At 70.7% G+C, this 17,557-nt stretch carries 17 protein-coding genes; 9 read left to right on the top strand and 8 right to left on the bottom strand.

Annotation, left to right across the window (positions count from 1 at the left end; genetic code table 11):
* Positions 1–4: 4 nt before the first annotated feature.
* Together ITJ60_RS15465 and ITJ60_RS15460 are read right to left on the bottom strand one after the other, a co-directional pair.
* Entirely contained in the window at positions 5–943 is a 939-nt protein-coding gene (locus ITJ60_RS15465; protein WP_194648563.1) for a carbohydrate ABC transporter permease, read from the bottom strand.
* Positions 944–973: 30 nt separating this feature from the next.
* Positions 974–2,263 carry an ABC transporter substrate-binding protein gene (locus tag ITJ60_RS15460; protein ID WP_194648562.1) on the bottom strand — a complete coding sequence of 430 codons (1,290 nt, stop codon included), beginning with the start codon at positions 2,261–2,263 and terminating at the stop codon, positions 974–976.
* Positions 2,264–2,384: 121 nt separating this feature from the next.
* On the opposite strand from ITJ60_RS15460, the gene ITJ60_RS15455 reads away from it, so the two are divergent.
* The 3 genes from ITJ60_RS15455 to ITJ60_RS15445 all read left to right on the top strand — a co-directional run bounded on the left by ITJ60_RS15455 (position 2,385) and on the right by ITJ60_RS15445 (position 7,337).
* Complete coding sequence (locus tag ITJ60_RS15455) at positions 2,385–3,431, top strand: LacI family DNA-binding transcriptional regulator (RefSeq protein WP_194648561.1); 1,047 nt, start codon at positions 2,385–2,387, stop codon at positions 3,429–3,431.
* A 13-nt stretch (positions 3,432–3,444) separates the two neighbouring features.
* Entirely contained in the window at positions 3,445–4,689 is a 1,245-nt protein-coding gene (locus ITJ60_RS15450) for a glycoside hydrolase 5 family protein (RefSeq protein WP_194648560.1), read from the top strand.
* Positions 4,690–4,874: 185 nt separating this feature from the next.
* Positions 4,875–7,337 carry a DHA2 family efflux MFS transporter permease subunit gene (locus tag ITJ60_RS15445; protein ID WP_194648559.1) on the top strand — a complete coding sequence of 821 codons (2,463 nt, stop codon included), beginning with the start codon at positions 4,875–4,877 and terminating at the stop codon, positions 7,335–7,337.
* Positions 7,338–7,699: 362 nt separating this feature from the next.
* Here the strand turns inward: ITJ60_RS15445 and ITJ60_RS15440 are convergent, their stop codons facing one another.
* Positions 7,700–8,602, bottom strand: coding sequence for a DNA-methyltransferase (locus tag ITJ60_RS15440; RefSeq protein WP_323749193.1), 903 nt, complete (start codon positions 8,600–8,602; stop codon positions 7,700–7,702).
* A gap of 120 nt (positions 8,603–8,722) precedes the next feature.
* Here ITJ60_RS15440 and ITJ60_RS15435 point away from each other — a divergent pair, with 120 nt between their 5' ends.
* On the top strand, positions 8,723–9,007 hold the full coding sequence (locus ITJ60_RS15435) for a GNAT family N-acetyltransferase (RefSeq protein WP_123293692.1): 285 nt from the start codon (positions 8,723–8,725) through the stop codon (positions 9,005–9,007).
* Positions 9,008–9,072: 65 nt separating this feature from the next.
* On the opposite strand, the gene ITJ60_RS15430 is transcribed toward ITJ60_RS15435, so the two are convergent.
* From ITJ60_RS15430 to ITJ60_RS15420, 3 genes are all read right to left on the bottom strand, one after another.
* Positions 9,073–9,402: a hypothetical protein gene (locus tag ITJ60_RS15430; RefSeq protein WP_194648558.1), complete on the bottom strand. Its 330-nt coding sequence runs from the start codon at positions 9,400–9,402 to the stop codon at positions 9,073–9,075.
* A 153-nt stretch (positions 9,403–9,555) separates the two neighbouring features.
* A complete protein-coding gene (locus ITJ60_RS15425) occupies positions 9,556–10,605 on the bottom strand; it encodes a lipoate--protein ligase family protein (RefSeq protein WP_194648557.1) in 1,050 nt (349 codons plus the stop codon).
* Between the two features lie 85 nt (positions 10,606–10,690).
* Entirely contained in the window at positions 10,691–11,569 is an 879-nt protein-coding gene (locus ITJ60_RS15420; protein ID WP_131846961.1) for an alpha/beta hydrolase, read from the bottom strand.
* A gap of 87 nt (positions 11,570–11,656) precedes the next feature.
* On the opposite strand from ITJ60_RS15420, the gene ITJ60_RS15415 reads away from it, so the two are divergent.
* Together ITJ60_RS15415 and ITJ60_RS15410 are read left to right on the top strand one after the other, a co-directional pair.
* Positions 11,657–12,817 (top strand): inorganic phosphate transporter, encoded by a 1,161-nt coding sequence (locus tag ITJ60_RS15415; protein WP_123937556.1) that lies wholly within the window; start codon positions 11,657–11,659, stop codon positions 12,815–12,817.
* An 11-nt stretch (positions 12,818–12,828) separates the two neighbouring features.
* Positions 12,829–13,098, top strand: a complete 270-nt coding sequence (locus ITJ60_RS15410) for a hypothetical protein (RefSeq protein WP_123293687.1) — start codon at positions 12,829–12,831, stop codon at positions 13,096–13,098.
* A gap of 102 nt (positions 13,099–13,200) precedes the next feature.
* On the opposite strand, the gene ITJ60_RS15405 is transcribed toward ITJ60_RS15410, so the two are convergent.
* Positions 13,201–13,953 carry an SDR family NAD(P)-dependent oxidoreductase gene (locus tag ITJ60_RS15405; protein WP_194648556.1) on the bottom strand — a complete coding sequence of 251 codons (753 nt, stop codon included), beginning with the start codon at positions 13,951–13,953 and terminating at the stop codon, positions 13,201–13,203.
* Between the two features lie 94 nt (positions 13,954–14,047).
* Between ITJ60_RS15405 and ITJ60_RS15400 the strand changes: the two genes are divergently transcribed.
* Positions 14,048–14,458 carry a MarR family winged helix-turn-helix transcriptional regulator gene (locus ITJ60_RS15400; protein ID WP_111085532.1) on the top strand — a complete coding sequence of 137 codons (411 nt, stop codon included), beginning with the start codon at positions 14,048–14,050 and terminating at the stop codon, positions 14,456–14,458.
* Positions 14,455–15,801: an MFS transporter gene (locus tag ITJ60_RS15395; RefSeq protein ID WP_323749192.1), complete on the top strand. Its 1,347-nt coding sequence runs from the start codon at positions 14,455–14,457 to the stop codon at positions 15,799–15,801. The genes ITJ60_RS15400 and ITJ60_RS15395 overlap by 4 nt, the downstream gene beginning before the upstream one ends.
* Before the next feature lie 177 nt (positions 15,802–15,978).
* Here the strand turns inward: ITJ60_RS15395 and ITJ60_RS15390 are convergent, their stop codons facing one another.
* The gene (locus ITJ60_RS15390) at positions 15,979–16,872 is read right to left on the bottom strand and encodes an alpha-E domain-containing protein (protein ID WP_194648555.1); all 894 of its coding nucleotides are present in this window, start codon (positions 16,870–16,872) and stop codon (positions 15,979–15,981) included.
* Between the two features lie 163 nt (positions 16,873–17,035).
* Here ITJ60_RS15390 and ITJ60_RS15385 point away from each other — a divergent pair, with 163 nt between their 5' ends.
* On the top strand, positions 17,036–17,554 hold the full coding sequence (locus tag ITJ60_RS15385; RefSeq protein ID WP_194648554.1) for a MarR family winged helix-turn-helix transcriptional regulator: 519 nt from the start codon (positions 17,036–17,038) through the stop codon (positions 17,552–17,554).
* Positions 17,555–17,557 lie beyond the last annotated feature (3 nt).

Below are 17,557 nucleotides of genomic sequence, written 5' to 3'. Positions count from 1 at the left end.
ACGGTCAGTGGGTCTTGCGCAGGACACGGCGGATGACGAACATCCCGGCGAGTCCGAGCACGAACAGGACGACGCCGACGGCCTGGCTGTAGCCGAGGTCGGTGTCGACGAACGCCTTCTGGTACACGAGGTACGACAGCGTCGTGGTCGCGGTGCCCGGGCCGCCCTGGGTCAGCAGGAGCACGTTCTGCGCCGAGCTGAAGAGCATCGAGAGGAACTGCAGCATCGCCACCACCCCGATGAAGTCGCGGGCGATCGGCCAGTACACACCCCACGCCAGGCGCCACGACCCGGCGCCGTCCATGCGGGCGGCCTGCACGATCTCGGTGTCGACGCCGTCGAGCCGGCTCGCGATGAGCACCGCCGAGTACCCGATGCCGGCCCACAGGTCGACGACGATGAGCGCACCGAGGGCGGTCGCGGGGTCGGCCAGCCAGGCCTTGCCGCCGATGCCGAGCGTCGCGAGCACCCCGTTGACCAGGCCGTCGGGGTTGAGCATCGCGTAGAACATCATCGCCGTGGCCGGTGCCGAGATGAGCGCCGGGATGAAGAGCAGGTAGCGGAGCACCTTGTGCCCGCGCGGCTTCTGCACGACGTGGAAGGCGAGCAGGAACGCCAGCACGATCATGATCGGCAGCCCCACCACGATCTGCACCGTGCTGTTCCGGACCGCGGCCCAGAACGTCTCGTCGGAGAACAGCACCCGGAAGTTGTCGAGCCCCGCGAACGTCGGCGAGACGAGCATGCCGGGCCAGCTCAGGAAGGCGATCACGATCATCGCGACGACCGGCCCGATCATGAACAGGCCGTACCAGACGAGCGCCGGGATCGCGAAGGTCGGGAAGCTGCCGCGGCTGCTGCCGACGGCGCGGGATCCACGGCGGGCGGGCCCGGACGGGGTCGATGCGGACCGGACGGGTGGTTCCTCGACGAGCACTGCCATGGGGAGCTCCTTCTCGCAGGGTCGGGTGGGTCAGGCGGCCGTGTAGGCGCGCTCGAAGAGGTCGATGATGCGGTCGGCCGAGGTTCCCGATCCGTACGCCAGGCTGGTCGCGCGGATCATCGGCTCGTACGCCGAGTCGGGCACGAGCAGGTCGGGCAGCATCACCGGGGTGACCTGGTCGTCGGTGAGCTTCGACGCCTGGGCGACGAGCGGGAAGTCGCGGCTGACCGTGTCGGTGATCCGGCTCATGTCGCGGCCGGAGTCGAGGACGAACTCGGTCGTCACCGCCGACGAGTACAGGTACTGCACGAAGGGCTTGATGAGGTCGAGCTTCGCCCGGCCGTTCTCGCTGATCCAGATGCCGTGCCCGTTGTAGCTCTTGATGACGCTCGGGTGCGCGATGGCCGCGTGCTGTGAGGGGACCGGCCAGCCGCCCACGGTGACCTCCTTCGCGCGTTCCTTCGACACCAGCGCCAGGGCGGAGGACATCGCGGGGACGATCGCGGCCTTGCGCGTGGTGAACTGCGTCAGTTCGGAGTCCGAGGTGAACCCCTGCACCGAGTCCACGAAGACCCCGGCGTCGCGGAGCTCGACGAAGTGCTCGACGCCGCGGACCGCACCGGCGCTCTCCGAGATCCTGCCCGTGGAGAAGACCTTCGCCGCTTCGTCCTGGGACACGAACCCCTGGATCACCTGCATGAGGAGCTTCTGCCCGCTCCAGTCCGACCCGCCGACGGTGACCGGCCCGATGCCGGCGGAGCGCAGGCGGTCGGCTGCGGCGATGAGCGCGTCCGAGGTCGTCGGGATCTCGCTGACTCCGGCCTGTTCGAGCAGCGCCGTGTTGAACGACACCGGCCAGTTCGTCCGGGTGAACGGGAACGCCCGGAGCCGGCCCTGGTCGTCGGTCCACTCCTCGAGTGCCTCGGGGATGATCTTGTCGCGCAGGTCCCACTCGTCGAGGTACCGGGAGACGTCGATCGTGGCGTCCTCACCCGTCCAGGACAACGTCCGCCCGACCATGTTCACGATCGCGACGTCGGCTTCCTTGCCGGCGAGGGAACTCGTCTCGAAGACGATCGGCAGGTCGGACCCGTTCGACAGCAGGGCGACCTTGCGGTCCGTGCGGCGGCGGTAGTCGGCGACGACGTCCGTGAACGTCTGCGCACCCGCGACCGCGCCGCTGAGCTGGGTGTGCACGCTCAGCGTGCCGGGGCCGCTGGAGGCCGGGGTGAGGGCGCTGCACCCGGCCAGGATCGGCGCGAGGATGCCGGCGCCGAGCCCGGCCCCGATGAGGGTGCGCCTACTGATGCCGTCCGTCACGGTGCCTCCCTGGCAGTGGATGGTGGAGCGATCGCGATGCATTTGGTACAGCGGTGTACTTCAGGTGACGAGCAACGTATACCGCTTTACACGACGGGGTCAAGCCTCTACGCTCGACGGCATGAGCGACACCACTGCCGGAGCCGTCGACCGACGCCGTGTGACCATCGCGCAGGTCGCCAAGCGCGCCGGCGTCTCGACCTCGGCCGTCTCGCACGTGTTCAACGGGCGGCCGAACGTGTCCGCCGCCACCGCAGCCCGCATCCGCAAGGCCGCCGACGACCTGAACTGGCGGCCGAACCTGGCGAGCCGCAAGCTCTCCGGCAACGCGGGTCGCAGCCTGGGACTGGTCCTCGCCCGCTCACGCGACACCTTCCAGCGCGACCCGTTCACGATGCGGCTGATCGCCGGGCTGACCGAACCCCTCGCCGCGATCGGCTGGTCGCTGTCCGTGACCCTCGTGCAGGCCGACGACGAAGCCGCCGTCTACCGGCAGTGGTGGACCGAGCAGCGGGTCGACGGCTTCCTGCTCGTCGACGTCCGGACCGACGATCCCCGCATCCCGTTGCTCCAGCACCTGGCGGCCCCGGCTGTCATGCTCGGCGCACCGATCCCCGGCAGCACCGTCCCGGCGGTCACGGTGGGTGACGCCGATGCGACCGAGTCCCTGCTCGACCACCTCGGTTCGCTCGGGCACCGCCGGATCGCCCGCGTCGGGGACGGCCCGGCGCTCGCGCACACCGGCGCCCGCGACGCCCGCTTCACCGCCGCAGCCGCGCGCCGGGGCGTGGACGCGCTCGTGCTCGGGTGGCGAGCCGACGCCGAGGACCCGGTGGCCGACCTGCTCGCCCGACTGGACCGCGCCACGGCGATCGTCCTGGACGGCGAGGCGATCGCGGCCGAGGTGATCGCGCACGCCCCCGAGCTCGGTGTCCGCGTGCCCGAGGACCTGTCCGTCGTCGCGTGGGAGGACTCGTGGGTCTCGTCGATCGTGCGTCCGTCCCTGACCGCCCTGGACGCCCCCGTCGAGGAGTCCGCCCGCACCGCTGTCGCCCTGGTCGAACGACTCGTCCGCGGCGACGAGGTCACCGATGCCGAGGTCGGCGGGCGCGCCCTGCACGTCCGCGGCTCGACCGGCCCCGCCCCAGCCGCCGCCACCGTTCCCTGATCGAAGGAGACCGATGACCACCGCCACGCGCTTCGGCGTGAACTACGTGCCCTCGACCGACTGGATGTTCCAGTGGCAGTCGGTGGAGGCATCAGCGATCCGCCGCGACCTCGAGGCGATCGCCGCCCTCGGCCTCGACCACGTCCGGCTGTTCCCGCTGTGGCCGACCCTGCAGCCGAACCGCACGCTCATCCGCCGACGGGCCCTCGACGACGTGGCCCTGGTGGTCGACATCGCCGCCGAGTTCGGGCTGGACGCCAGCGTCGACGTCGTCCAGGGGCACATGTCCGGCTTCGACTTCGTCCCCGCGTGGCTCGTGAACTGGCACGACGGCAACATGTTCACCGACCAGCCGGCGATCGACGCGCAGGCCGCCCTGGTCGCCGCCGTGTACGACGCGGTGCGCGACCGCCCGAACTTCACCGGGCTGACCCTGGGCAACGAGCTCAACCAGTTCCAGCCGCCGAACCCCGCCGCGATGCCCGCCGACACCGCGCAGGTGACGCACTGGCTCGAGTCCCTGCTCGGCGCACCACACGACAAGGACCCGCGGCACGTCGTCACGCACTCCGAGAACGACCACCTCTGGTACCGCGACGGCCACCCGTTCGTGCCGGCGCACGCCAGCCGGCTCGGAGACGTCACGACCGTGCACTCCTGGATCTTCAACGGGGTGGCCGGTCGGTACGGCGCACTCTCCGACGAGTCCGTCCGGCACGCCGAGTGGATGATCGAGCTCGCCCGCGCCTTCGCCACCGACCTCGAGCGACCCGTCTGGCTGCAGGAGGTCGGAGCGCCCGACCGGCACCTCGCCGAGTCCGAGATGCCCGAGTTCCTCGAGCGCACGGTCGCCGCGGCCCTCACGACCGAACGCCTGCACGCGGTCACGTGGTGGTGCTCCCACGACGTCTCCCGCGACCTGGGCGACTTCAAGGACCTGGAGTACTCGCTCGGTCTGCTCGACGTCGACAACCGCGTGAAGCCGCTCGGCCGGCGCTACGCCGAGGTCGTCGCCGACGCACGTCGCTCGTCCCCGATCCCGACCCCGCGGACGAGTGCCGTGGTGGTCGACGTCGACGACGCCGACCTGCCGATCCGTCGGGCGGACCTGGCACCGGGCGGCCCCGTCTTCGAGCGCTGGCACCGCCTGCGCGCCGCCGGCGAGGCCGTGACCGTCGTGACGAGCCGGACCGCAGCCGACCCCGCGGCGCTGGCGGCACGGGGTGTGGCCCGGGTCGTGGAGACCGCGGCGGTCTGACGGGGCCGAGCCGGGCCTCCTGGCCGTGGACCGGGATCGTCACCGAGCCCGCGATCCGGGCGTACCGTGACTGCCGATCCACACAGGAAGCCGCTCCTGAGCAACCGAGCACTTGCGGCAGATGTAACTTTGCAGGCAGCGCAAAAATCGTTTCGCCAGCGCATCGGTACCGGGAGACCCTGCTCATGACCCAGACGGCGACCGCACCCGCGGCCCCCACCACGGCGTCCAACGTCGTGATGAACCACCGACAGATCCTGTTGGTGATCTACGGCCTGATGGCCGGGATGTTCCTCGGAGCCCTCGACCAGACGATCGTCGGCACCGCGATCCGCACCATCGGTGACGACCTGCACGGCCTCGACCAGCAGGCCTGGGTCACCACCGGGTACCTGATCGCCTCGACCGTGACGACGCCGATCTACGGCAAGCTCTCCGACATCTTCGGTCGGCGGCCGCTGTTCATCACGGCGATCGGCATCTTCATCGTCGGCTCGTTCGCGGCGTCGTTCTCGACCTCGATGCTCATGCTCGCCGGGTTCCGTGCGCTGCAGGGTCTCGGTGCCGGTGGCCTGATGTCCCTGCCGCTGGCGATCATGGGCGACATGCTCGCCCCCCGCGAGCGGGCGAAGTACCAGGGCTACTTCCTGGCCGTCTTCGGCATCTCGTCCGTGATCGGACCGCTCGTCGGTGGCGTCTTCGCCGGCGCGAGCGAGCTGCTGTTCATCTCCGGCTGGCGCTGGGTGTTCCTGATCAACGTGCCGATCGGCGTCATCGCGCTGTTCATGGTGCTGACGTTCCTGCACCTGCCGAAGTTCGGCGACCGCGGCAAGCCCCGGATCGACTGGTGGGGTGCGACGCTCGTCATCGTCACGCTCGTGCCGTTGCTGCTCATCGCCGAGCAGGGCCGCGAGTGGGGCTGGAGCTCCCCCGGCGCCTTCGCTTGCTACGGCATCGGTGCGGCCGGTCTGATCGCGTTCATCATCGTCGAACGGGCGATGGGCAGCGACGCGATCCTGCCGATGAAGCTGTTCGGCTCGCGGGTGTTCTCGATGTCCGCGATCTTGTCGGTGCTCGTCGGCTTCGGCATGTTCGGCGCGATGCTGACCATCCCGCTGTACCTGCAGATCGTGAAGGGCGTCACCCCGACCGAGTCCGGGTTCGCGATGCTCCCGATGGTGCTCGGTCTGATGATCTCGTCGATCGCCTCGGGCCAGATCATCTCGCGGACCGGCAACTACCAGGTCTTCCCGATCACGGGCACGGCGTTCACGGCCATCGGCTTCACGGTCCTGACCTTCCTGACGGCCGACCGCCCCCTCTGGTTCCTGATGCTCGGCATGTTCGGCATCGGCCTCGGGCTCGGGCAGCTCATGCAGACGCTGACCCTCGCGGCGCAGAACTCGGTGTCCCCGCGGGACATCGGTGTCGCCACCAGCGCCGCGACGTTCTTCCGGCAGATCGGCGGCACCATGGGCACCGCCGTGCTGCTGTCCGTCCTGTTCACCCTGATGCCGACGAACATCACCGCGGCGATGCAGAACGAGACCGACCTGAAGAGCGCCCTCAACGCCGCGCTCACCCCCTCGGTCGCGAACGCGTCCGAGAACAAGGGCGTGATGGACCAGATCTGGACGAAGATCGTCGATCCCGTGCAGAAGAACGTGCAGGACGGCCTGAACGACGGCGCCGTGCAGGCGAAGGAAGCCGCCGACGCTGCCGTCACGAAGCAGGTCACGGCCGCCGTGCAGCAGCAGGTCGCGGCCGGCAAGCTCCCCGCCGCCGCAGCCGACACCGTCATCGCCCAGCAGGTCGACGACGCCAAGCCGGCCGCGGAACAGCAGGCCCTCGAGACAGCTGCGGCCAAGGCGAACGCGACCGTCGTCGACGGCACGCTGCAGGTCGACTACTCGGACAAGGCACAACGCGAGAACGTCGTCGACGAGGTCGCCCCGACGCTCATCAAGCAGCTGAAGAGCGGCGACTCGAGTGCGAGCTCGTCCGGTTCCGCGGCGACGAGCGACACCTCGTTCCTGAACGGCGCGGACAAGCGACTCACCCGTCCGTTCCTGGTCGGTTTCAGCGACTCGGCCGTGCGCGTGTACTACGTCGGCCTCGCGGTGATCCTGCTCGCGTTCGTGCTGACCTGGTTCTTCCGGGTGCCGCCGCTGCGCAAGACCTCGGCGCTGCAGGAGCAGGCGGACGCCGCACGGACCGCTGACGCCGACGCTGCGGCTGCCGGTGCGGGCGCGGGTGCTGCCGGCGCCGGATCGGGTTCGGCTGCGATCGCGTCGTCGGACTCGGTGCCGACCTCGCCCGACGTGCCCGCCCAGCCCCGGTCAGCACGCGCGGCCGGATCGTCAGACGTGTCGGTGCTGCCGAACGACGTGCCGCCGAACGACGTCGCCACGGACGGCACTCGCGCGCCGCTGCCCGACGCCACGACGCACGGCGCCCACTCGGCGGCTGCGCCCGTGGACGAACCCCCGACGACGACCGGTGCGATCCGGACCCGGGCTGCCCACGCTGCCCCGGTGGTGGACGCCGGCGCCCCTGCGACCGGGGCCGACGCTGCGGAGGCGAGCCGGGCCTCCCGGCTGGACGACGCGGACGAGGCGCACCCGCACGGGCGGCACTCGGCCGAGTAGGCGCGGGCGCAGGCCTGCCCTGCCGACTCGGAACGACAAGGTCGACGTCGCACGACGTCGACCTTGTCGTCTCTGCGCGCGTGCAACCGTTGCGGGCGCGCGGTTGCGTCGTCCTCGATGTCGTACGACGTCGAGGATGTCGCACTGCGCGCGCCCTCAGTGCGTGTGCATGTTCCGACAGGACACGCGTCGATCACCTCGTGGAACGTCGCAGCATGCACCCGTATCGTGTGCGCGTGCATGTTCCGACAGGACACGCGTCGATCACCTCGTGGAACGTCGCACGATGCACCCGCATGCGCCGACGCGGCCGCCACCACCCACGCGCGGCCGCCGCCGCGCCCGTCAGCCCGCAGCGCCCGTCAGCCCGCCGGCACCTCGCCCGCGCGACCACCCTGCCCCGCACCCGCACCCGCACCCGCCACCTCGAACGAGGCCGCCGGCAACCGCTTCCGCATGACCTCGACCGCGGCCGGGTTGTCGTCGACGAGCACGTACCGCCGTCCGAGCGCCGACGCCACCGCGCCGGTCGTCCCGCTGCCGGCGAAGAAGTCGAGCACCCAGTCCCCCTCGCGTGAGGACGCCTGCACGATGCGCCGCAACACCCCCTCGGGCTTCTGCGTCGGGTAGCCGGTCTTCTCCTTGCCGGTCGGCGACACGATCGTGTGCCACCAGACGTCGGTGGGGAGCTTGCCGCGCTCGCGCTTCTCCGCAGTGACGAGCCCCGGCGCCATGTACGGCTCGCGGTCGACCGCCGACGAGTCGAACCAGTACTGCGACGGGTCCTTCACGTAGACCAGGATCGTGTCGTGCTTGGTCGGCCACCGCGACTTGGACTTGGCGCCGTAGTCGTAGGCCCAGACGATCTCGTTCAGGAACGACTCGCGGCCGAACAGCGCGTCGAGCAGGACCTTCGCGTAGTGCGACTCGCGGTAGTCGAGGTGCAGGTACAGGGTGCCGTCGGTGGTGAGGAGTCGCCAGGCCTCGATCAGCCGGGGCTCGAGGAACGTCCAGTAGTCCTCGAACCGGTCGTCGAACCGCATCAGGTCACCGCGGACCCGCTCGTAGGTCCGTCCGTGGAACCCCATCACCGGCCCGTCGGCGCTCGGTACTGCGGACGAAGCATGCCGCCGCTGGTACCGCCCCGTGTTGAACGGCGGGTCGAGGTACACGATGGTGAACGTCTCGTCGGCGAGCGCCGGGGTCACGTCGAGGGCGTCGCCGAGGACGACTCGGTCCGGGCCTCGGTCGTCTCCCGTGTGCACGGGACCATTGTGGCGCAGCCAGCGGCGACGCACCGGTCCCCGCGCAGAAAGCGCAGCCAGCGCAGCCAGCGCAGCCAGCGCAGCCAGCGGCGACTCGGCCTCGCGGCGTAGCCTCGGCGCATGGCAGCACCCGAGGTCCGCAACGACACCGACAAGCAGCAGTACTCCCTGGTCGAGGACGGCGAGGTCATCGGCTTCGCGGCGTACGAGGTCGACGGCGACGAGATCCGCTTCGTCCACACCGAGGTCGACCCGTCGCACCGCGGTGGCGGGCACGCGTCGATCCTCGTGCAGCACGCGCTCGACGACGTGCGCGACGGCAGCCTCCGGGTCGTGCCGCAGTGCAGCTACGTCCGCGCGTGGATCGAACGGCACCCGGACTACCAGGAACTCACGACGCGCTGACGCGCGGCACATCGCGCACTGCGCACTGCGCGCCGCGCCCCGCGCGCCGTTGAACTGCCGTCCGGTCAGTAGGACCGGTCGTGCGTCTCGACGCGCGCTTCGTGCCGACCGGCGCTCCGCACCGCCGGCACCTTGATGAGCACGCTGCCGCTGAGCAGGTCGTGGTCGTCGTCCGCCGGTGACGGTGCCTCCTTCGGGAGGCGCGACTGCCGTTCGTACTCGGCCCCCGTCTCGTGGCGGGTCGGCGCGAACACCTCGTCCAGCATCCCGCCGATGCCTCCGGATCCGCCGCTGCGCGTGGACTTGTTCGACAGGTCGATCCACCCCACGCGATCGGCGATCCACACCACGACGGCCACGGCGGCCACCGCCCCCAGGAAGATCAACCAGCTCACGCGAGCGACGCTACGTGGACGATCCGGCCACGACATCAGCCGCGCGGGGGATTCTCATGATCCGCACGTGTGGTTCATGGACTCGGTCGTCACACTGGTCGAGCGGCGGCCGGAGCGTCCCCCCTCTGCTCCGGCCGCCCACCACGAGCTCGCTCAGGGCACCCGCTCGAGCCACTCCTTCGTCGCGAACTTCGTGCGCACGAGCTCCTGCGCCTTCTCGCGCTCGGCATCGGTCACCGCGCCGGGAGTCGCCCCGTACAGCTTCGTGAACGTGCCGATCAGCCGGTCGATGATCTCGGCGCGGGACAGCCCGGTCTGCGAGCGCAGCGGGTCCACGCGCTTCGCGGCCGACGTCGTCCCCTTGTCGCTCATCTTCTCGCGCCCGATCCGCAGCACCTGGACCATCTTCTCGCCGTCCATGTCGTAGCTCATGGTGGCGTGGTGGAGCAGTGATCCGGTGCCGAGGCGCTTCTGCGCAGCGCCGCCGATCTTGCCCTTGGCCGAGGTGATGTCGTTGAGCGGCTGGTAGTACGCGTCGATGCCGAGGGACTTCAGCGCCTCGATCACCCACTCGTCCAGGTAGGCGTAGGAGTCGGCGAACGTCATTCCCTGCACCAGGTCCGCGGGGACGTAGAGCGAGTACGAGATGATCGCGCCGGCGTCCATGAACATCGCGCCGCCGCCGGAGATCCGCCGCACCACCTGCACACCGAACTTCTCGGCGCCGGCCGGGTCGACCTCGTTCTTCAGCGATTGGAACGACCCGATGACGACGGCGGGCTGGTCCCACTCCCAGATGCGCAGGGTCGGACCGCGGCGACCGGCGCCGACTTCCTCGGTCAGCACCTGGTCGAGCGCGAGGTGCTCGTTCGGGCTGATCGGACCCTCGTGGATGATCTGCCAGTCGTAGTCCCGCCACGACGACGCACGGGACAACGCGCGGCGGACGGCGACCCCGACGGACTCTGGTGTGAAGCCGAGCAGCACGGCGTCGGCCGGGAGCGCCGCACGGACGGCCGCGGCGATGCCGGCGGCGTCGGTCGTCGACGGCAATCCGTTGACGGCCGCGTCGATGAGCGGCAGCGCGTCGTCGGGTTCGAGGAAGAAGTCGCCGGCGAGCCGGAACTCCTCGATGTCCCCGTCCACCACGTCGAGGTCGACGACGACCAGTTTTCCACCTGGGACCTTGTACTCACCGTGCACGCGTCGAGCCTACGCCCGCCACCTGTCGGACTGGAGGCGCGGGTCGGCGCCGCCACGGGCCTCCCGTCCGCCAGCCGGTACCGTCTCAGGACGCGGCGCGCGCCGTCACCCGGTCCAGCCACGCGACCAGGTCGGCCACGACCTCGTCGCGGTTCGTCTCGTTGTAGACCTCGTGCCGCGCCCCCTCGTAGACCTGCACCGTGACGTCGGACAGTCGTCCGCGCCGCCGGTAGGCCTGTGCCAGCCGCTCGACCGACCGCGGCCCACCGAGGGCGTCGTCGGACCCGACCTGCAGCAGCATGGGCAGGTCGTGCGGGATCCCTCGCCGCGGGACCCCGAGCAGCCGGAGCGTGTCGGGCAGGCCGAACAGGCCGATGACGTCGGCCTCGACGGCGAGCGGGTCGACGGACATCGCGTCGATGATCTTCCGGTCGCGGGTGAGCCATTCGAACTTGGTCGGACCGGAGCCCGCGTGCCGCGCGTTGAGGTCGCCGCTGTTCATCCAGCCGGGCAGCCGGTAGGCGGTGGCGGAGAGCACGACCCCGTCCCACGACTCCGAGGAGCTGTTCACGATCCGCTGCGCCATGAGCGAGCCCCACGAGTGCCCGAGCAGGACCAGGGGCACGCCGGGGGTGTCCGCGCGGGCGACCTCCCCCATCTGCTCGACTGCGGCGATCGCGGCGCGCAGTCCGCCGGGGCCGAGCCGTCCGAGCTTGGCGTGGTCGCCGTCCCACTGGCCGAGGCCGGTGCGCCCGTGCCCGCGGTGGTCGTTCGCGTGCACGGTGTACCCGGCGCGGACGAGGTCCTGCGCCAGGGGCTCGTACCGCAGCCCGTGCTCGCCGACGCCGTGCGCGATCTGCACGATGCCCTTGGGGCGCGCCGCTCGCCAGGTCGAGTAGACGATCTCGACGCCGTGGGCGTCGGTGAACGAGGCGTCGCCTCGCGCTGCGGAGAAGGTGGGCACGTGAGCATCCTCGCAGACAGGCACCCCCACGGACCTGTTCATCCGGCGTTCACGCAGGGGCTTCGGGGCGGGCCTACCGTCCCCGGCATGGACGTCCTCGTCATCGTCGTGCTCGTGATCGTGGTGGCCCTCGTGTTCGACTTCACGAACGGGTTCCACGACACCGCCAACGCCATGGCCACGTCGGTCGCCACCGGGGCGCTCAAGCCCCGGACCGCCGTGCTCATCTCCGCCGTCCTCAACGTGGTCGGCGCGTTCCTCTCCACCGAGGTCGCCAAGACCGTCTCGCAGGGCATCATCCGCGAGGGCCAGGACGGCGTCCACATCTCCCCCACGATGATCTTCGCCGGGCTGGTGGGCGCCGTCCTCTGGAACCTCGCCACGTGGTACCTCGGGCTGCCCTCGTCGTCGACGCACGCGCTGTTCGGTGGGCTGATCGGCGCCTCGATCATCGGCGCCGGGCTGAACTCGGTCGACTGGGCGACGGTGGTGTCGAAGGTCGTGCTGCCGGCGCTGCTCTCCCCGGTCATCGCCGGGGTCATCGCCCTGGTGGCGACCTACCTGGCGTACGTGCTCACGAAGAACGCCACGACGCACGGTGCGGCGACGGGCTTCCGGCACGGTCAGACCGTCTCGGCGTCGCTGGTGTCGCTCGCGCACGGCACGAACGACGCGCAGAAGACGATGGGTGTCATCACCCTGACGCTCATCGCCGCGAACTACCAGGACAGCGGGACCGGCCCGGCACTCTGGGTGATCCTGGCCTGCGGACTCGCGATCGGCCTCGGTACCTACACCGGTGGCTGGCGGATCATGCAGACGGTCGGCAAGAAGATCTCCGACGTGCAGTCGCCGCAGGGCTTCGCGGCCGAGACGAGTTCCGCAGCGACGATCCTCATCTCGTCGCACCTCGGCTTCGCCCTGTCGACGACGCACGTCACCAGCGGTTCGGTGATCGGGTCCGGGCTCGGCAAGAAGCTCGCCGACGTGCACTGGTCGGTCGTCGGCCGCATCGTCGTCGCGTGGGTGATCACGTTGCCGGCGGCCGCGGTGGTCGGCGGGTTGGCGACCTGGCTCGCCTCGACCTCGGCGGTCGGCCTCGTGCTGGTGGCGGTGCTCGCCCTGGCCGGCGGGCTCACGTTCTACGTCCTCGCCAAGCGCAAGCCGATCTCGCACGACGACGTCGCCGCCGGATCGACCGAACCCACCGACCAGGCCGAGCCGCAACCGGCCGGCGCGCAGAACTGAGGGGAACGACGATGGAGATCGACTTCACGAGCATCGGCCTGGTCGCGGGCGTCGGCTTCGTGGCCGCGGTGGGCATCGTGCTCGTCTACACGCTCGGCCTGCGGCTGCTCGGCACCGGGCAGCCGCTCGACACCGGCGGCGAGCGTACCCAGTACTCCGAGGAGACTCCGCGGTCCGGGCACACGCCGCCGGCAGCACTGGCGGGTGCTGTCCTGTGCTTCGCGGTCTGTGCGGCGGCCGTGCTCGCGGGCATCTGGCTCACGATCCCCCAGTTCCACTAGGACGTTCCTTCCCATCGCCCCCGCGCTGGGAAGCGGAAACGGGCGTACCTGGTCGAAACTTCCGACCAGATACGCCCGTTTCGACCAGGTACGCGACCGACCTCAGTGGGCGCTGTAGCCGCCGTCGACCAGGTGGTAGCTGCCCGTGATGAACGAGGCCTTGTCGCTCAGCAGGAACAGCACGAGCGCGGCGACCTCCTTGTCGGTGCCGAGACGCTTCGTGGCGTGCTCCTCTTCCAGCGCCGAGATGGCCTCGGGCGTCATGGCGTTGCGGAGCAGCGGGGTGTCGATGAAGCCCGGGCCCACGGCGTTGGTGCGGACACCCTGCGCCGAGTACTCGAGCGCGGCGACCTTGGTCAGGCCGGCCAGGGCGTGCTTCGACGCGACGTACGCGGCGTTCTGCGCGATGCCGACCGTGCCGAGCACCGACGCCATGTTCACGATCGAGCCACCACCGGCGGCGACCATCGCGGGCAGCTCGTAGCGGAGCCCGTAGAAGACGCCGTCGAGGTCGACCGCACGGACGCGGTCCCAGGCGGCGATGTCGTACTCGCCGATCTTCTGCGGGGCGGCGCCGATGCCGGCGTTGTTCACGGCGAGGTGCAGCGCGCCGTGGGTGTCGACGGCGTACTGGACCATGCGCTCGTTGTCGGCGGCGTCGGCGGAGTTGGCCTCGAACGCGCTGGCGGTGCCGCCGGCCGCCGTGATCTCGGACGCGACCCGCTGGGCAGCGTCGAGGTTGATGTCGGTGACGACGACCGTGGCACCCGCTGCCGCGAGCTCCTTCGCGACGGACTCGCCGATGCCGCTGCCACCACCGGTGACGATGGCGACCTTGCCCTCGAACTCGGACATGATTCCTTCTCTCTGAACAACACCTGTTGTCCACAAGCACGGTACACCCGAAAACCAGTTCGTTCACTGAACTAATGAGCTAGGCTAACGACCTGTGACCGACGCCACCGACCTCCGCATCGCCGTGAACCGGCTGTCCCGGACGCTCCGCGCGCAGAAGGCCGACACGACCGTCACCGACGCCCAGTTCGCGGCGCTCGCCCGGCTCCACCGCGACGGCGCGATGACCCTCGCCGACCTGAGCCGCCAGGACGGCGTCACCCCGCCCTCGATGACGAAGACCATCGCGGTGCTGGTCGAGCGTGGCCTGGTGTCGAAGGGCGGCCACGACGACGACCGCCGCAAGGTCGTCCTCTGCGCCACCCCCGCCGGAGCCGCGTTCGTCGAGGAGACCCGGCGCCGCCGTGACGGCTGGCTCACCCCGCGGCTCGCCGCACTCACCCCCGTCGAGCGCGCCACCCTCGCCGACGCCACCGAGATCATGAGGAGGCTGGCCCAGCAGTGACCGCCATGTTCCGCTCCCTCGCCGGACGCAACTACCGCATCTGGTTCGCCGGTGCCCTGGTGTCGAACGTCGGTACCTGGATGCAGCGCACCGCCCAGGACTGGATCGTCCTGACCCAGCTCTCCGACAACGACGCCGTCGCGGTGGGGATCACGATGGCGCTGCAGTTCGGCCCGCAGCTGCTGCTCCTCCCCCTGACCGGGCTCGCCGCCGACCGCTTCGACCGTCGCAAGATGCTCATGCTCACCCAGGCGCTGATGGGCCTGCTCGGGCTGGGCCTCGGTGTCATGGTCCTCACGCACACCGCGACGCTGCTCGCGCTGTACGGCTTCGCCCTCGCGCTCGGCATCGTCGCCGCGTTCGACACCCCGATCCGCCAGGCGTTCGTCTCCGACGTCGTGCAGGGCGAGAACGTCGCGAACGCCGTCGCGCTGAACTCCGCCTCGTTCAACGCCGCCCGCCTGATCGGTCCCGCGGTCGCCGGCGTGCTCATCGCTGCGATCGGCTCCGGCTGGGTGTTCGTCATCAACGCCGGCTCGTTCCTGGCGGTCCTCATCGCGCTGCGCTTCGTCGACCCCGCACAGCTCGCCGAGCGGGTGCACGCCGGCCGCGGCAAGGGGCAGATCGTCGCCGGCTTCCGGTACGTGCGGACCCGGCCGGACATCATCGTCGTGCTCTGCATGATCTTCGTCGTCGGCACGTTCGGCGTGAACTTCCCGATCTTCACCTCGACGATGGCGCGCGTCGAGTTCCACCAGGGCGCCGGCGAGTTCGGCCTGCTCAACTCGGTGATGGCGATCGGATCGGTGTTCGGCGCGCTGATGTCCGCCCGCCGGGACAAGCCGCGGATGCGCACGCTGGTGCTCGCGGCCGGAGGCTTCGGCCTGGCGTGCACGGCTGCCGCCCTCGCACCCACGTACTGGACGTTCGCGTTCGTCCTGGTGTTCGTCGGACTCGCGGCGCTGACCTTCATGACCACCGCGAACGCCCTGGTCCAGACCACGACGAAGCCCGCAATGCGCGGCCGCGTGATGGCGCTCTACATGGCGATCTTCGCCGGCGGCACCCCCATCGGCGCCCCGATCGTCGGTGCCATCGCAGACGCGTGGGGTCCCCGCTGGGCCATCGCGGTCGGAGCAGCGTCGGGCTTCGTCGCGCTCGCCATCGCCATCGTCTGGCTCGTCCGCTTCCAGCGCCTCCGGCTCCGGTACGACGCGGACACCCGCCTGCACCTCGCGGTCACGCACGCGATGCCGGTGGTCGGCACTCGCGCCTCGCGTGCGGCGCTCCGCCAGGAGCTCGAGCGCGAAGAGGCCGTCGCCGACCGCTCCAGCGCCGTCTGACGCGTCCACTCCGCGAACGCGACAGATCTCCGCGACGCGGCAGCGTCCGTCTCACGAAATCGACAGATCTCCGCGAACCGTTGGCGGGTCTCTGACGCTTTCGCGTGGCGGACGGGAGGCACGGGTCGCGCCCGCCACGGGCCTCCCGGCCGTCGCCGGTCCGGTCCAGGGCCGCGATCAGTGCGCGGGTTCGGTCACCGCGAAGACGCGCTCGTCGAGCGCCGCCGCGACGCGGTCCGCAGCGGCCGCGAGCCGATCGCCGGCGTCGCCGACGACGCCGAGGGCCGCGTCCGCCGGGACGGCCTCGAGCCGGTCGCGGGCGGCGGAGAACGCGGCGACCTCCTCTGCGACGCAGGACGGCGCCACGTCGGCCAGGCACTCGGCGGCCCGTCGGACGGTGAAGCGCAGCGACCGCGGACTGTGCTCGTCCAGGAGCAGGAACGCCGCGGCGTCGTCCGGCACCGGATGGTGGTCCCGGCCTCGCAGGAACGCCTCGCCCGCGCCGCAGGCCCGGAGCGCCGCCGTCCACGAGGTGACCGAGTCCGGTTCGAGCAAGCCCGAGGCCAGCAACCGGGCGGTCGAGGCGACCCGGGTCAGGGAGCGGCCGAGGGTGAAGAACTCCCAGACCTCGTCGCGACTGGCGTCTCCTTCGACCACGCCGATCGCGAGGGCGCTGCGCTCCCGCGCCCAGCCGAGGAACTCGTGTGCGCGGCCCGGAGCTATCTTGCGCGGCATGCGTGAACGGGTGACGTCGAGGCAGTCCCAGAGTTCGCTCGAGACGACCTCGCGGGCTCGACGGGCGTGGTCCCGCGCGACGGCGACCGCCGCGGCGATGGACGCCGGCTCGTGCCGGTCCAGTGCCAGAGCGTCGATCGTCGCGGACCGGTCGGCGTCGTTCGCCGGTCCTGCGGTCCCCACCACCGAACGGAGCTCGGCTGCCACCGCCCGGTCGTCCTCGACCGTGCCGGTTTCGCGCCGGGCGACGTAGACGTCGAGCAGGCGTGCGACCACGTCGGTGCGCTCGACCGCGCTCCCCACGTGGAAGACGTTCCCCGCGAGTCGGCTCAGCACGGCTGCTCCTGCATCCCCAGAACCTAACCAGTGGGCGTTGCGGGAGTGTTTCGGAGCCGCGTCACGGGTGTTGCAGTGTCCGATGTCCGCGCACACACCTGGGTCTGCGCCGCGATCGCGACCCCTCGCTAGACAATCTAACTAGAGCGTCTAGCATTGCAGGATGACGTCCGAGGTCCTGACCAGCACCGCGGGGTTCTGGTACGAGGACTCCCCGGTCACCGCCGTCGACGTCCTGAACGCCCTGCGCCGGTACCGCACCGCCGAGAGCGCCGCGCAGCGTCGGGCCCGTGAAGCCCTGGGCATCGGCGAGAACGCACTGCTCGCGCTGCGGGTCCTCATCGACGCCGAGCAGGACGGCCGGACCGTCAACGCCAAGGACCTGGCCGAACGCCTCGAGATCACGGCGGCGTCGACCTCGGCGCTCGTGGACCGACTCGTCCGCAGCGGCCACGTCGAGCGGCACCAGGACCCGATCGACCGACGCGGCGTGGTCCTCACCGCGACGGGGACGTCCATGCGCCACGCCCTGCACGTGATCGAGGAACTCGACGCTCGCGCCCTCGAGGTCACCGAGCACCTGCCGACCGACGAGATGGCCGTCGTCGTGGACTTCCTCGACGAGATGGTCCGCGTGGTCGACGACGTCGACGCCGGCGCCCGCGCCGTCCGCCGCGCGTAACCT

The organism is Curtobacterium sp. VKM Ac-2884 (assembly GCF_015350945.1).
GTDB lineage: Bacteria > Actinomycetota > Actinomycetes > Actinomycetales > Microbacteriaceae > Curtobacterium.
The sequence above is the reverse complement of the archived record's forward strand: the minus strand, read 5'-3'. Positions and strand labels throughout refer to the sequence as shown.